At 72.5% G+C, this 15,155-nt stretch carries 9 protein-coding genes; 3 read left to right on the plus strand and 6 right to left on the minus strand.

Annotation, left to right across the window (positions count from 1 at the left end; genetic code table 11):
- Positions 1-49: 49 nt before the first annotated feature.
- Positions 50-1,978, minus strand: coding sequence for an IucA/IucC family siderophore biosynthesis protein (locus TNCT6_RS06950; protein ID WP_141357659.1), 1,929 nt, complete (start codon positions 1,976-1,978; stop codon positions 50-52).
- A gap of 405 nt (positions 1,979-2,383) precedes the next feature.
- A complete protein-coding gene (locus TNCT6_RS06955) occupies positions 2,384-3,958 on the minus strand; it encodes a diaminobutyrate--2-oxoglutarate transaminase family protein (protein WP_141357661.1) in 1,575 nt (524 codons plus the stop codon).
- Between the two features lie 461 nt (positions 3,959-4,419).
- On the opposite strand from TNCT6_RS06955, the gene TNCT6_RS06960 reads away from it, so the two are divergent.
- The 3 genes from TNCT6_RS06960 to TNCT6_RS06970 all read left to right on the plus strand — a co-directional run bounded on the left by TNCT6_RS06960 (position 4,420) and on the right by TNCT6_RS06970 (position 8,334).
- Positions 4,420-5,457: a MerR family transcriptional regulator gene (locus TNCT6_RS06960; RefSeq protein WP_141357663.1), complete on the plus strand. Its 1,038-nt coding sequence runs from the start codon at positions 4,420-4,422 to the stop codon at positions 5,455-5,457.
- Between the two features lie 217 nt (positions 5,458-5,674).
- The gene (locus tag TNCT6_RS06965) at positions 5,675-6,913 is read left to right on the plus strand and encodes a serine protease (RefSeq protein WP_141357665.1); all 1,239 of its coding nucleotides are present in this window, start codon (positions 5,675-5,677) and stop codon (positions 6,911-6,913) included.
- 203 nt (positions 6,914-7,116) lie between these two features.
- Positions 7,117-8,334: a serine protease gene (locus TNCT6_RS06970; protein WP_141357667.1), complete on the plus strand. Its 1,218-nt coding sequence runs from the start codon at positions 7,117-7,119 to the stop codon at positions 8,332-8,334.
- Between the two features lie 68 nt (positions 8,335-8,402).
- Here TNCT6_RS06970 and hflX read toward each other — a convergent pair whose 3' ends face one another.
- The 4 genes from hflX to dapF form a co-directional block, all read right to left on the minus strand.
- Complete coding sequence (gene hflX, locus TNCT6_RS06975) at positions 8,403-9,914, minus strand: GTPase HflX (RefSeq protein ID WP_141357669.1); 1,512 nt, start codon at positions 9,912-9,914, stop codon at positions 8,403-8,405.
- Positions 9,915-10,104: 190 nt separating this feature from the next.
- Positions 10,105-11,583: a M1 family metallopeptidase gene (locus TNCT6_RS06980; RefSeq protein ID WP_141357671.1), complete on the minus strand. Its 1,479-nt coding sequence runs from the start codon at positions 11,581-11,583 to the stop codon at positions 10,105-10,107.
- 112 nt (positions 11,584-11,695) lie between these two features.
- Positions 11,696-13,921 (minus strand): bifunctional (p)ppGpp synthetase/guanosine-3',5'-bis(diphosphate) 3'-pyrophosphohydrolase, encoded by a 2,226-nt coding sequence (locus TNCT6_RS06985; protein ID WP_141357673.1) that lies wholly within the window; start codon positions 13,919-13,921, stop codon positions 11,696-11,698.
- A gap of 298 nt (positions 13,922-14,219) precedes the next feature.
- Positions 14,220-15,089, minus strand: coding sequence for a diaminopimelate epimerase (dapF, locus tag TNCT6_RS06990; protein WP_141357675.1), 870 nt, complete (start codon positions 15,087-15,089; stop codon positions 14,220-14,222).
- Positions 15,090-15,155 lie beyond the last annotated feature (66 nt).

Raw genomic sequence — 15,155 nt, forward strand, 5'->3', positions numbered from 1 at the left:
GTTTACGGCAGACGCGAGTCGGGGTGCGGGTCAGAGGTAGGGGTGCGGATCAGAGGTACAGGGGGTTGGCGATGGTGACGTAGACGGACTGGGTGTCGACCGGGCCGACGAGTTCGTCGAGGCCGTGCAGCCGGGTCAGCAGGTTGGCCTTGCAGCGCAGGACCGGGGAGTCGAGCAGGCGGAAGGGCAGGGTGGAGCGCGTACGGGCGGGGCCGGAGGCCGCGTCGGCGAGGAAGCGACGGAAGGCGGCCAGCAACAGCCGCTCGTCGGCGAGCCGTTGGGAGCCGAAGGCGCCGATGAGACCGAACACGTTGTTGATGGCGAGGTAGTAGGCGAAGCGTTCGTCGGTGACGTCGTCGGAGACGAAGGTGTCACTGTGCTCGCCGATGCCGGGCAGCCGGGCGTCGAGTTCCGCGTGCCGGGAGACGCGGAAGTAATAGCCCTGGTTGTCGCGGTAGCGACCGCCCGCGGGCCAGCCTTCGTCGTCCAGCAGGAGCAGCGTGTTCTGCTGGTGGGCCTCCAGGGCGACTCCGGCCTCGCCGTCCAGCCACAGCACGGGGCGGACCACCTGCTCGAGGTAGCGCAGGAACCACTCGGTGGCGACGGCTCTCGACGGGCGGCCGGTGCGGACGGCGAGGCTGGTGACGACTTCAGCCAGGCGGGACCGCAGGGTGAGGGGGGCGCCGGCCCGGGGGTAGGGCCGGGGTGCCACGAGTCCGGCGACGCAGGAGACGTCGTCCGACGGGTTGAACGGGTTGTGCCGGATCATCACGTCCAGGCCCGGCACGGGTGTCCCGTCCTGGTCGTCCACGGCAAGCCAGGCCGGGTCCCGGACGATGTCGAAGCCGGGGTGCGCCGCACGCCACTGCTGGGAGAGCCCGCTGCGCAGCAGCCGGTGGACCTCTACACCCCGGTGCAGTTCCTTGCGGAGGTTCTCACGACGGGAGTTGGTGATGTACAGGCCCAGTGACAGCTTGAGCATGGCGGCCGCGCCGGTGCGGTGGACGGTGCGTACGGAGGAGGTGGGGTGCCAGGGCGGTCCGTAGGGACCCAGATCGCGCAGCAGTCCCGCGTCGAGCAGGGCCGCCGTACCCGCGCGGTGGCGCACCTCGCGCAACTGCCATGGATGCAGCGGCAGGGCGGCGTATCCGTCGGGCAGGGGCAGCCCCGCTCCCGCGAGCCGGGCGGTGAGCAGGTCGGCGGGTACGGTCCGGCCGCATTCGGTCCAGGCCGAGTCGGTGGCCAGGACGGAGCGGGCGACCGCCATCCAGTGCAACGGGAAGGAGCCTCGCAATTCGGGCGAGTAGTGGCGGACTTCGGCCTCCGACAGGCCCTCGCGGCTCTTGGGGGTCGGGTGCAGCGGGTGTCCGAGCAGGAGGGCCTGCTCGGCGGAGAGGAAGCGGTCGGTTCCGTCGGTGGGACGGTGCCGGCGGTCGCGAAGGAAGAGGGTGGTGCCACGAACGGAGTCGGCGACACGGGTGACGAGGTCGAGGGCGGTGGTGCCGGTGGGCTCGGTCACGGCCCGGTTCGGTGACGGAGCGGCGGCTGTGGGCATCTGCGGGGCCCTCGGAGCGCGGTTCCTGGTACGTGCTTCCCGGGCCAGCAGGGTGGCGACCGTGACGGCGTCGGCCGGCGGGGCGTCTTCCGGAGCGTCGGCCAGATACGGAAGGCCGAAGCGGTGCCAGCCGGTTGGGGACCAGTGGTGAACGGGGACGAGCAGGGCCGTCCCGCTGGCCCGGAGGGGGATGCGGAGGGTGCCGTAGCAGGGAGCCGCCGTGCCGGTCTCGCGTACCCAGCAGCGCAGGAGGTTCTCCACGGCCGCGGCCTGGGCGGCGGTGTGCGGGTCGGGGTGTTCGAGGAGGTCGGTGGCCGTGCCGTCGGGCCGCAGGGCGGCCGATGTCCTTCTCGGCTGACGGGGGACTTTCTCGGCCGGATCGTGGGTGTGGGAGCGGCCGTGGGGGGCGGAGGTGAGGTTCAAGACGGCTCCTCAGGTGACGTTCGGGGCGATGCGTCCGGGCAGATGGCGGGTCGGCCGGGCGACGGTGGGGCGGGGCGGACCAAGCGGTGAGGGCTCGGAAGGGGTGAGGATCTGGGTGTTTCGAAGGGTGCCGGTGGGGCGGCCGGGGTGCGGGGCGGTCGCCTTCGGTGGTCCGTCCGTCTCCAGACTCCGGGCTCCGGGCTCCGGGCTCCGGGCTCCGGGCTCCAGGGTTCAGAGTTCAGAGTTCAGGGTCTGGCGGGGTGGGGGCGGCGGGGCCGGACGAGGCGATCAGCTCAGCCGTCCGAGTCCGCCCCGGTGGCACGGTCCAGGTCGGCCGAGCCGGGCCGGCGTCGGCTCGGACCTGCTCGCCCCGGGGCGCCCGCCGACAACCGCGGCCGCGGGGCGCTACCCCGCGCCTGCCGAGTGGCCGGTGGGTTGCGGCCGTCTCCGTGGGGCCCCGCGCTCCTGACCGTCTCGGCCGGTGTGGCTCCGGGCCGCCGCCTCGACCGCGTCGGCCAGGCGACCGAGTACCGCGGCGGCCTGCTCGTCGCTGATCGTCAGCGGGGGAAGGAGCCGTACGACGCTTGCGTGGCGGCCGCCGAGTTCGACGATCAGGCCCCGCCGCAGGCATTCCCGTTGGACGGCGGCGGCGAGTTCGGGTGCGGCGGGAAGGGGGTCCCGGACGCGGGGCAACGTCGGCCCGGCACCCGGGCTGTTCGCGACACCGCCACTCCCGCCGCCATCCCCGTCGACGCCCCCGGCGCCACCCCCGCCGCTCCTGGGGCAGATCAGGTCCGAGCCGGCGCCGGCTCCGCTGTCGCCCTCGGGTTCCCCATCTGGGTTCACCACTTCGAGGCCGATCATCAGCCCCCGTCCCCGTACCTCGCCGACGCAGGGGAAGTGGCCGGCCAGGTCGCGGAGTTGGGTCAGCATGTGGAGGCCGAGGGATGCCGCGCGTTCGGCGAGGCGGTTCTCCCGGACGTGGGCCAGGGTGGCAGTGCCCGCGGCCATGGCGAGCTGGTTGCCGCGGAACGTTCCCGCGTGGGCGCCGGGTTGCCAGACGTCGAGGTCGTCGCGGTAGACCACGACGGCCAGCGGAAGGCTGCCGCCGATGGCCTTGGACAGCACCATCACGTCCGGTGTCACACCGCTGTGCTCCACCGCCCAGAAGGTGCCCGTGCGGCCCACCCCCGTCTGGATCTCGTCGGCGATCAGCGGGACGGACCGGTCCTCGGTGATGCGGCGCATGCGCCGCATCCAGTCGTCCGGGGCGGGAATCACCCCGCCCTCGCCCTGGACGGGTTCGAGGATCATCCCGGCGGGCAGCGGTACGCCCGACTTCGGGTCGTCCAGGACCGACTCGGTCCAGCGGGCGGAGAGTTCGGCCCCGCGTGCGCCGCCGATGCCGAAGGGGCAGCGGTAGTCCTGCGGGTAGGGCAGGCGCGCGACCCGTACGTCGGTGGCGTGGCCCGAGGCGGCGAGCGCTCCCTCGGTCATCCCGTGGTAGGCACCGGAGAAGGCCAGGAGTCCGGTGCGGCCGGTGGCGGCCCGGACGAGTTTGAAGGCGGCCTCCACCGCGTCCGTGCCGGCCGGGCCGCAGAACTGCACGCGCGCCCGGTCGGCGAGTCCGGGCGGCAGAGTGTGGAACAGCTCGGTGACGAAGGCGTCCTTGACGGGTGTGGCGAGATCCAGGGCGTGCAGGGGCGCGCCCGAGTCGAGTACGTCGCGGATGGCCTCCAGGACGACGGGGTGGTTGTGGCCGAGGGCGAGGGTGCCCGCGCCCGAGAGGCAGTCCAGGTAGCGGCGGCCGTCCGCGCCCTCGATGGTGAGCCCGCGGGCCCGGACGGGCACGATCGGCAGGGCGCGCGCATAGGTGCGCGCCGCCGACTCACGCGCCGACTGCCGCCGCAGGATCCCCTCGAACGAGGCGAGCGCCCCCGCCGACGCACAGCCTCCGGGCGCAGACTCCGTCACGGTCACGGTCCTTGTCCTCCCGCTGTCCCAGAGCGTCGGCCTGCCACTGGTGCAAGGCGCCGGCCTCACGCCGCCGGGGCGAGTGGCCGCCCGCGGCAGGGGGTCCCGGACGCAGACATCAGGACCCTCACCGCTACAACCCCGGACGGTCCGCACGGTTACGGGTGCTCTCAAGATCCTTGCGCTCGTGGAGCGTTGCTCACCGGCGTCCTCGACCGGACCCGGCGAGACCACGGGACCACTCACGGCCCGCGGCCGCACAAGGCCGACGTGCGACGGCAGAGGGCGGAAGGCCAAACAACAGACGCCGGGAGGCACCGTGAGGCGGCAGGTACATCACCATGCCGCGGGAGGCACCGCACCGTGAGGCGGCAGGTACATCACCATGCGGCGGGAGACAACTCGCATCGGTCTCGCATCGGACAATGGGGATCGCAGGGGAAGCCGGCCGAGCGAGGTGCGGGGACATGAGCGACGAAACACTGCCCGTGGCGGGGCTGACCACGGGCGCTCTGGCCCGCCGCCTGGGCGTCTCCCCGACCACCCTGCGCTCCTGGGACCGCCGGTACGGTCTGGGGCCCGCCGTGCGGGCGCGGGGACGACACCGCCGCTGGAGTCCCGAGGACGTCGCGATGATGGAGGGGATGTGCCGGCTGACGGCGGCGGGCGCGCCACCCGCCGAGGCCGCCCGGGTGACCCGCCTCGGGCGCGACCCGGCCGGGCGTGCCGAACCGGCCGCCGCCGTGCCCTCCGACCGGCCCGCGCCGTCGTCCGGAGCGGGGGAGCCGCCCCGCCGCGGGGGCGCCGGCGGCGGGCTGCCGCTGGGCGACGTGCGGCAGGAGTGCCGGGGCCTGGCCCGCGCCGCGGTGCGCCTGGACTCGCCGGAGCTGGAGAGCCGGCTGCTGGAGGCGGTCGGGCGGTACGGGCTGACGGTGACGTGGGAGGAGGTGATGGTGCCGACCCTGCGCGCGGTGGGCCGCAAGTGGGAGTCGTCCGGCGACCGGTACGTGGAGGTGGAGCACCTGCTGTCCTGGCAGGTGTCGAGCACACTGCGCAGCTCGCCGCTGCTGCTGCCGCGCGCAGCGGTGCGGGTGGACATTCCGCCGGTGGTCCTGGCCTGCGCGCCCGGTGAGCAGCACTCCCTCCCCCTGGAGGCGCTGAACGCGGCGCTGGGCGAGCGCGGGGTGCCGACCCGGATGCTGGGCGCCGCCGTGCCGGTGGACGCACTGACCGCCTGCGTGCGGCGCACCGGTCCGACCGCCGTGGTCCTGTGGTCGCAGGCCCGCTCCACCGCGTCGGTGCCGCTGGCGCGGCACGTCGCGGCCCTGGAATGGGGGGCGCCGGGTGCGCGCAGGCGGCCTGCCGTCCTGCCCGCCGGTCCGGGCTGGGAGCGGCGGACCTGCGGGGGCTTCCCGCGCTGCGTCGGCCTACGGGACGCGGTCGAGACGCTGAGCCGCCTCTGCGGTGACGACGGTGCCGTGGCGCACGCCCCACGGGCGCGCTGAGGGGCAGGACCCGGACGAACTGCCAGACCAGACAGCCTGTGACGAAACCGCTGCCCGTAGCGAAACCGTTGCCGATCCGTCGGCGGTCCCCCACGCCGAGCGCATAGTGTTTGGTGCCGTTCGCGCCCACCGTGAGACCAGGGTGAACTGGGCCTGATTTCACGGTGAGAACGCGACGGCAAGGAGCAAGTCCGTTCACAGCAGGGGGAGTCAGAGCATGCGACCCATACGCCCGTTCTTCAACGCTCGTCGAGGAGGGGGCGCCCGCCGCACAACCTCACCCGTGCTGACCTCCGTGGCCCTGGCCTCGGTGCTCGCCCTCTTCGCCACCGGCTGCGACTCGGGCGACAGCGAGGCCGACAACCGGCCCACCGCCGTCGCGACCGCCGACGACACGGGCGCAACCGGCGACGGAAAGATCAAGATCCCGGACGACCTCAGGAAGAAGCTCAAGGAACACGGGATCGACATCGACAAGTGGAAGAACGGCGCCTGGAAGGACTGGAACGAGGACGACTGGCTCCGTGAGGCGAAGGACTTCGTCAACCCGATCATCAAGGACCTGTGGGATCCCGACCGGATGCGCCGCGCCAAGGACCCGGACAAGGGCGTGGACGACAACGACCTCGCCGGCGACCAGGGTGTCACCGACCCGACCCCGGCCCCGGTGAAGGCGGCTGCGGTCCAGCCGACGTACCACGCGAACGCGGCGACGGCGGGGAAGGTGTTCTTCGACTCCCCCGAGGGCACGATGGTCTGTTCGGCGACGGTCGTTCAGGACCCGGCCCACCCGGGCAAGTCCAACCTCGTGTGGACGGCCGGCCACTGCGTGCACGCAGGCAAGAAGGGCGGCTGGTACCGCAACATCGCCTTCGTGCCGTCGTACAACGACGCGGGCCGCAGCACCGCGGAGCTGGAGAACGCCGCCAAGGACGAGGTCGCGCCGTACGGCGTGTGGTGGGGGGACTGGGCGCAGACCTCGGAGCAGTGGATCGAGCAGGGCGGTCCGACCGGCGGGCAGGGTGCCGCCCACGACTTCGCCGTCATCCATGTGACGCCCGAGCAGGGCGGCGCCGGCAAGTCGCTGGAGGAGACCGTCGGCGCGGCGCTGCCCGTGGACTTCGCCGCCCCGGCCGTACCGCAGGTGCGGAGCCTGACCGCGACCGGTTATCCGGCCGCGCCGCCGTACGACGGACAGCGGCTGTACCAGTGCCAGGACAAGCCGGGCCGGCTGTCGCTGAACGCCTCGGACCCGACGATGTACCGCATCGGCTGCACCATGACCGGCGGCTCCTCCGGCGGCGGCTGGGTCGCGACCGGCTCGGACGGCAAGCCCGCTCTCGTCTCCAACACCTCGATCGGTCCGGTGACGGCCGGCTGGCTGGCGGGTCCGCGGCTGGGCCCGGCCGCCAAGAGCGTGTACGACTCGGTCAGCGGGAAGTTCGCAGCACAGTAGGCAGGCCGAAGGCGGCGGGGTGTCTCACGGGAACCTTCACCATCCCGCCGCCGTTCGCACTCGACTCCCCGGGCATAGTGGGGTGCCGCTCCGGACGGCTCCACAGGGAAGCGCCCGGATGACAAGCGCATGACACCAAGGGCGCACGGCGCTCGGTCCGGGCCCACGGCATCTCACACCAACCGACGGGGGTTCATCGCACCATGCAGTTCATACCTGGTTCCGCCACGCCCCGGCGCGCGCGCCGGCGCACCGTCCTGGCCACCACCGGGCTCGTCGCGGCCCTGGCGCTCACCGCCACCGCCTGCGACGGATCGGGCAAGGCCGACGCCGCCGGCACACCGGACACCGCCGCCTCGCAGTCCGCGGACGGCGGCAGCGGCGACGGCAAGGTCAGGATTCCGGCCGACATCGCGGACAAGCTCAAGGAGCACGGGATCGATGTCGACAAGTGGCAGCGCGGCGCCTGGAAGGACTGGGACAAGGACAAGTGGCTCAGTCAGGCCAAGGACTTCGTCAACCCGGTGATCAAGGGCCTGTGGCAGCCCGAGCGGATGAAGTCCGCCCAGGAGGCGAACAAGACGGTCTCCACCCAGGACGCCGTCGCAGACCAGGGCGTCAGCGACCCGGCGCCGCAGCCGGTCCGGGCGCGGGCGGAGAAGACGCCGTACCACGAGAACGCCGCTCCGGTCGGCAAGGTCTTCTTCGACTCGCCCCAGGGCTCGATGGTCTGCTCGGGCACGGTCGTCAAGGACGTCAACCACCCGGGCAAGTCCAACCTGGTGTGGACCGCCGGCCACTGCGTACACGCAGGCAAGAAGGGCGGCTGGTACCGCAACATCGCGTTCGTGCCGGCCTACAACGACCTCGGCAAGTCCGCGGCGCAGCTGAGCAACGCGAAGGCCTCCGAGGTCGCCCCGTACGGCGCCTGGTGGGCGGACTGGGCGTCCACCTCCCACCAGTGGATCCAGGGCGGTGCGGAGACGGGCGGCGCGGGCGCGACGTACGACTACGCCGTGCTGCACGTGAAGCCGGAGTCCGGTTCCCGGTCGCTGGAGGAGACCGTCGGGGCGGCGCTGGACGTGGACTTCTCCGCGCCGCCGACGACGCGGGTCGCCACGATGGGCGCCTGGGGCTACCCGGCCGCGCCTCCGTACAGCGGTCTGAACATGTTCCGCTGCGTCGACCGGCCGGGCCGGCTGTCGCTCAGCCCGTCGCTCCCGACGATGTACCGCATCGGCTGCACCATGACCGGCGGCTCCTCCGGCGGCGGCTGGTTCCGCGTGGTGGACGGCAGGACGAAGCTGGTGTCCAACACCTCGATCGGCCCGGCGGACCACACCTGGCTGGCGGGTCCGCAGCTGGGGCGGGGCGCGGAGGCGCTGTACCAGAACATGAGCAGGACCTACGGCGGCCGGTGAGCCGGTGACGACGCCGAGGGCCCGCCCCCTTCGACAGGGGGCGGGCCCTCGGGCCGTGCTGCTGTGGGTCAGAGTGCGGGGGCGGGCACGTACGGCGCCAGTTCCGCCGCGAGCTCCTCGTGCACCCGGGCCTTGAGCAGGGTGCCCTCCGCGGTGTGCTCCTCGGAGATCACCTCGCCCTCGGTGTGGGCACGGGCGATCAGCTTGCCGTGGGTGTACGGCACCAGCGCCTCGATCTCGACGGACGGCCGGGGCAGCTCGCTGTCGATCAGCGCGAGCAGCTCGGTGATGCCCTGCCCGGAGCGGGCCGAGACGACGATCGAGCGCTTCTCGATCCGCAGCAGCCGCTGGAGCACCAGCGGGTCCGCCGCGTCCGCCTTGTTGACCACGACGATCTCGGGTACGTCGGTGGCGCCGACGTCCCTGATCACCTCGCGCACCGCGGCCAGCTGCTCCTCCGGGTCGGGATGGGAGCCGTCCACCACGTGCAGGATCAGGTCGGAGTCGCCGACCTCCTCCATGGTGGAGCGGAAGGCCTCGACCAGGTGGTGCGGCAGGTGCCGGACGAAGCCGACGGTGTCCGCCAGGGTGTAGAGCCGCCCGCTCGGGGTCTCGGCCCGGCGCACGGTCGGGTCCAGGGTCGCGAACAGCGCGTTCTCGACCAGGACACCCGCGCCGGTGAGCCGGTTGAGCAGGGAGGACTTGCCGGCGTTGGTGTAGCCGGCGATGGCGACGGAGGGCACCTTGTTGCGGCGCCGCTCCTGGCGCTTGATCTCGCGGCCGGTCTTCATCTCCGCGATCTCCCGGCGCATCTTCGCCATCTTCTCGCGGATCCGGCGACGGTCCGTCTCGATCTTGGTCTCACCGGGACCGCGTGTGGCGAGGCCGCCGCCGCTGCCGCCGCCCATCTGCCGGGACAGCGACTGACCCCAGCCGCGCAGCCTCGGCAGCATGTACTGCATCTGGGCGAGCGCGACCTGCGCCTTGCCCTCTCGGGACTTGGCGTGCTGGGCGAAGATGTCCAGGATCAGGGCCGTACGGTCGATGACCTTGACCTTGACGACGTCCTCGAGGTGGATCAGCTGGCCCGGGCTGAGCTCACCGTCGCAGATGACGGTGTCCGCGCCGGTCTCCAGGACGATGTCGCGCAGCTCGTTCGCCTTGCCGGAGCCGATGTAGGTGGCCGCGTCGGGCTTGTCGCGGCGCTGGATGACGCCGTCGAGCACGACCGCGCCCGCGGTCTCCGCGAGGGCGGCCAGCTCGGCCAGGGAGTTCTCCGCGTCCCGCGCGGTCCCCGAGGTCCATACGCCGACGAGCACGACTTGCTCCAGGCGGAGCTGGCGGTACTCGACCTCGGTGACGTCCTCGAGCTCGGTGGACAGACCCGCGACACGGCGCAGCGCCGCCCGCTCGGAGCGGTCGAACTGATCGCCGTCCCGCTCTCCGTCGAACTCGTGGCTCCAGGTGACGTCCTCTTCCATCAGGGCATCGGCCCGGAGACCTTCGGGGTAGGAGTGCGCGAGGCGCTTGCTGTCCTGGGACGCCTCAAACGACTGGGAAGAGGAAGAAGAGGAGGTCATTTGGTCCTTACGTGGTGGGAGAGTCCGTCACCGGTCACAACGTACGGGCGCCCCGGGAGATTCCCGTGGCCCCGTGCGGCGCCGGTCTGAAGATGGTCGCACGGTACGGCCCGTCTCGTCACTGCGATATTCCTCCGGGTGCCACCACCGGGTTCCTCCATTCGCGTTCCCCACGTCCGTTCACGTCCACTCACTTCTTCGCCGTCTTCGGCGGCGGGGCGGGCTTCCAGTCGGGGTGGCCGGGCATCGGCGGGGTCTTCTCGCCGTACAGCCAGGCCTGGAAGAAGCCGCTCAGGTCACGTCCGGCGATGCCCGAGGCCAGGCGCTCGAAGTCGGCGGTGGTGGCCGTGCCGTCCCGGTGGGCCCGCACCCAGGCCCGCTCCAGGCGCTCGAAGTCCGGCTTGCCGAGCTCCTGGCGCAGCGCGTACAGGACGAGCGCGGCGCCGTCGTAGACGTTCGCGCGGAAGACCCCGATCTTCCGGCCGGGCTTCGGCGGCTTGGGCAGCGCGGGCGGTCCGCCGGCCTCGCGCCAGCGGTCCGAGGCGCCGTAGGCGGCCTTCATACGGGTCTCCAGCGGCTTCTTCGCCTTCTCGTCGGCGTACAGGGCCTCGTACCAGGTGGCGTGGCCCTCGTTGAGCCACAGGTCGGACCAGGTGCGGGGGCTGACGCTGTCGCCGAACCACTGGTGGGACAGCTCGTGCACCATGATCGACTCGACGTACCACCGGGGGTAGGCGGGTTCGGTGAACAGCTTCTTCTCGAAGAGGGACAGGGTCTGCGTCTCGAGTTCGAAGCCGGTGGCGGCGGAGGCCATGAGCACGCCGTACGTCTCGAAGGGGTACGTCCCGACCTTGCTCTCCATCCAGGCGATCTGGTCGGGGGTCCTGGCCAGCCAGGGTTCGAGCACCTGGCGGTCCTCGGTGGGGACGACGTCGCGCAGGGGCAGGCCGTGCGGGCCGGTGCGGTGCACCACGGTGGAGCGGCCGATGGACACCTGAGCCAGTTCGGTGGCCATGGGGTGCCGGGTGCGGTACGTCCAGGTCGTCGTCCCGCCGGTCCGGGTGACGCCGGCCGGGAGGCCGTTGGCGACGGCCGTGTACCCGTCGGGCGCGGTGACGTGGAAGGTGAACATCGCCTTGTCGGAGGGGTGGTCGTCGCACGGGAACACCAGGTGGGCGGCGTCGGCCTGGTTGGCCATGGCGAGACCGTCCGTGGTGCGGACCCAGCCGCCGTCGCGTCCCTTCTTGGACACGGGATCGCTGGTGTGGTGCACGGTGATACGCATCCAACTGCCCCGCGGCAGCGGGATCTTCGGGGTGACCACGAGATCCTCGCCCGCGGTGGTGAACTCGGCCGGCAGTCCGTCGACTTCCACGGCGTCGACCGTGCCGTGCGCGAAGTCGAGGTTCACGCGCTCCAGGTCCTCGGTGGCCCACGCGTCGATCGTGGTGACGGCCTGGAGCGGCTTGCCGTTGTCTCCGGCATAGGTGAACGACAGGTCGTACGACGACACGTCGTACCCGGGGTTGCCCAGGTACGGGAAGAGCCGGTCACCGACGCCCAGCGGCTCGGCCGGAGCACTCGCGGCGACGAGACAGACGGAGACGGCGGACGCGAGGAGGGTCGCCTTCAGGCGACGCGGGACACGTGATCCAAGGCTGAGCGGCATGGACCACCGCTACCAGCGCCCACCCGCCCCACCGCGCCGACGCGCGCCCAACCCACCCGAAAGAGCACCACGGGAGCACGCCGAGGACAGCGAAGGCGCGGGGTCCTCCCGCTCACACCCCTGGTGGCTGGGGCTGGGTGCGGCTCACGTCGTAGACGCCCGGGACGTTGCGCATCGCGCGCATCAGGGCCGGGAGCCCGGCCGCGTCGGGGAGTTGGAGGGTGTACGTGTGGCGGACACGCTGCTGGGCCGGCGGGGCCACGGTCGCGGAGACGATCTCGACGCCCTCGAGGGCGATGGCCTCGGTGAGGTCGGCCAGCAGGTGGGGGCGGCCGAACGATTCCGCGAGCAGGGTGACACGGCACGCGGCGGTCTCCCCCCAGTGCACGCCGAACTCCGCGCGCCCCGCGTTCCTCATCCGCGCGACCGCGGCGCATTCCACGCGGTGCACGGTCACCATTCCCCCACGCACGGCGAAGCCGGTGATCTCGTCGGGCGGCACGGGCGTGCAGCAGCCCGCGAGCCGTGCGGCCGCCTCGGGCCGGCCGACGACCACGACGCTCGCCGTGTCCGGCCCGAAGGCGCCCGGCACGTCGAGCCCGACCGACGGGACCGCTCCGGCGGGCACCGGAACCGGCGACGGGCCGGGGTCCGCACCGGCCCGCGCAGCCGCGGCGGAGTCGGCGCGCGCGGAGCTGCCCGCGGCCGGTGCGGCGTCCCCGCCGGCGTCCTGGACTCGGTCCGCGGCCGACTGACGGGTGGCCAGGCGGCGTTGGATGGCGATGCGGGCGGCCGGGGTGTGGGCGTGGTCCAGCCATTCCCGGGAGGGCTCGGAAGCCGGGTCCTGGCCCATCAGCAGCTGGACGGTGTCGCCGTCCTTCAGGACGGTGCTCAGCGTCGCCAGACGGCCGTTGACACGGGCGCCGATGCACGCGTGCGCGTCCTCGCCGTACTGGGCGTACGCGGCGTCCACGCACGTGGCGCCCTCGGGCAGGCCCAGGGTGCCCCCGTCGGGCCGGAAGACGGTGATCTCGCGGTCCTGAGCGAGGTCTTCGCGCAGGGTGGACCAGAAGGTGTCGGGGTCCGGTGCGGCCCGCTGCCAATCGAGGAGGCGGGAGAGCCAGCCGGGGCGGGTGGGGTCGGCGCGCTCGCCGTCACTCGCGGCGTGCTCCTCCCCCGGAGGGGCGTAGGGGTTGCCGAGTGCGACGACCCCTGCCTCGGCGACCTTGTGCATCTGGTGGGTGCGGATGAGGACTTCGACGACCTGTCCGTCCTCGCGGGCCACGGCGGTGTGCAGCGACTGGTAGAGGTTGAACTTGGGTACGGCGATGAAGTCCTTGAACTCCGAGACGACGGGCGTCATGCAGGTGTGCAGCTCGCCGAGGACGGCGTAGCAGTCGGCGTCCTCGTTCACCAGCACCAGCAGCCGCCCGAAGTCGCAGCCGCGCAGCCGGCCGCGTTTGCGCGAGACCCGGTGCACGGAGACGAAGTGCCGTGGTCTGACGAGCGCTTCGGCGGGAACGTCCGCCTCGCGCAGCACCCCGCGCACCTGCTCGGCGACCTCGGTGAGCGGGTCGCCCGGGCGGCCCGCGTTCTCCGCGATCAACTCCCGCGTGTGCGCGTACTCCTCGGGGTGCAGGATCGCGAAGACGAGGTCCTCCAGCTCGGTCTTGAGCGCCTGCACGCCGAGCCGTTCGGCGAGCGGGATGAGGACGTCCCGGGTCACTTTCGCGATTCGGGCCTGTTTCTCCGGGCGCATCACGCCGAGGGTGCGCATGTTGTGCAGCCGGTCGGCGAGTTTGATCGACATCACGCGGACGTCGTTGCCGGTGGCGACGAGCATCTTGCGGAAGGTCTCGGGCTCGGCGGCCGCGCCGTAGTCGACCTTCTCCAGCTTGGTGACGCCGTCGACGAGGTAGCGGACCTCCTCGCCGAACTGCTCGCGGACCTGGTCCAGCGTCACATCGGTGTCCTCGACGGTGTCGTGCAGCAAGGACGCGGTCAACGTCGTGGTCTCGGCACCGAGTTCGGCCAGGATGAGGGTCACGGCGAGCGGATGCGTGATGTAGGGCTCGCCGCTCTTGCGCATCTGGCCGCGGTGCGAGGACTCGGCCAGGACGTAGGCGCGGCGCAGCGGTTCGAGGTCCGTTTCCGGGAAGTGCGCGCGATGGGCCTCGGCCACATGGCCGATGGCGTCCGGCAGCCGGTCGCGGGCGGTCGTCCCGAGCAGTGCGGCACGGCCGAGCCGGCGCAGGTCGATCCGCGGACGGGCCCTGCGCCGTGGCCCCACGGGAACCACCGGGCCCGGGGCCGCAGGATTCGTGGCATCCGCACTCATGGGCACCTCCGGCTGCGTGGACCGGCGGACGGGGCGCCCCAGGGCGTACTCGGCACAGGGGTTGGCTACGGATCCCCCGTCCGGGCCGGTGATTGATGCTACCGAGCCCAGCACGCCCGACCGGCCGTCTCTCGACGAGCGTGAAACGGATCACCCATTCGAGCGATGGCCAGGAGGTTTACGACTTTGAGTCACCTGACAGGCGGTCAGCCGTGGATTCGCCGCCCGTTCCCACCCCCGGGCATACGTATGACCTTCCCATGGGTCGCCGGGGCTGCGATATCCAGCCGACCGACCATCAGCCGACCGCTGTTTCCAGCCACTTCGCGTCGATCTCGCCCTCGGCGACGATCACGGCGGGGCCGGTCATCTCGATCTCGCCGTCCGGCCCCTCGGTGATCACCAGCGTTCCGCCGGGGAGGTCCACCGTGTACGTCGCCGGGGTCCCGGTGGCCGTCGGGTCGGCGCCGTCGCGCCGGGCGGCCGCCACGGCGACGGCACACGCGCCCGTGCCGCACGAGCGGGTCTCGCCCGAGCCGCGCTCGTGCACGCGCAGGGCAACGTGGCGGGGACCGCGGTCGACGACGAACTCGACGTTCACGCCGTCCGGGTAGGCGGAGGCCGGGCTGAAGGGCGGCGGGGAGAGCAGATCGCCGGCGTCGGCGAGGTCGTCGACGAAGGCGACCGCGTGCGGGTTGCCCATGTTCACGTTGCGCGCGGGCCAGCTGCGCCCGCCGACGCTCACGGTGACGTCCCCTTCGGGGAGCCTCGCCCGGCCCATGCCGACGGTGATGTCACCGTCCTTGGCGATGTGCACCGTCTTCACGCCCCCGCGCGTGGCGATCGCGAGGTCGCCCTCCGTCGTGTGTCCGGCGTGCTGGAGGTAGCGCGCGAACACCCGCACGCCGTTGCCGCACATCTCCGCGACGGAGCCGTCGGCATTGCGGTAGTCCATGAACCACTCCGCCTCGGCCGCCACGCCGCGGGCCTCGGGGTGCGCGGCGGAGCGCACGACGTGCAGCACCCCGTCCCCGCCGATGCCCGCGCGGCGGTCGCACAGGGCGGCGACGGCCGCCGGGGGCAGCTCGACGGCGTTCTCCGGGTCCGGGACGATCACGAAGTCGTTCTCCGTGCCGTGGCCCTTGAGGAAGGGGATGCGCGTGCTCATGGCTCGATCGTACGGGGTCGCTCCGGCAACCCGGTGATCATGTCCGGCGGCAGCAGGGGCCGGTCC

The sequence above is a fragment of the Streptomyces sp. 6-11-2 genome (assembly GCF_006540305.1).
Taxonomy (GTDB): domain Bacteria; phylum Actinomycetota; class Actinomycetes; order Streptomycetales; family Streptomycetaceae; genus Streptomyces.

Bases quoted from the DNA above. Each gene is read 5' to 3' on its own strand.
- TNCT6_RS06985 (WP_141357673.1), bottom strand. From the start codon at position 13,921: ATGAGTGCGGATGCCACGAATCCTGCGGCCCCGGGCCCGGTGGTTCCC.
- TNCT6_RS06965 (WP_141357665.1), top strand. From the start codon at position 5,675: ATGCGACCCATACGCCCGTTCTTCAACGCTCGTCGAGGAGGGGGCGCC.
- TNCT6_RS06980 (WP_141357671.1), bottom strand. From the start codon at position 11,583: ATGCCGCTCAGCCTTGGATCACGTGTCCCGCGTCGCCTGAAGGCGACC.
- TNCT6_RS06960 (WP_141357663.1), top strand. From the start codon at position 4,420: ATGAGCGACGAAACACTGCCCGTGGCGGGGCTGACCACGGGCGCTCTG.
- TNCT6_RS06970 (WP_141357667.1), top strand. From the start codon at position 7,117: ATGCAGTTCATACCTGGTTCCGCCACGCCCCGGCGCGCGCGCCGGCGC.
- hflX (WP_141357669.1), bottom strand. From the start codon at position 9,914: ATGACCTCCTCTTCTTCCTCTTCCCAGTCGTTTGAGGCGTCCCAGGAC.
- dapF (WP_141357675.1), bottom strand. From the start codon at position 15,089: ATGAGCACGCGCATCCCCTTCCTCAAGGGCCACGGCACGGAGAACGAC.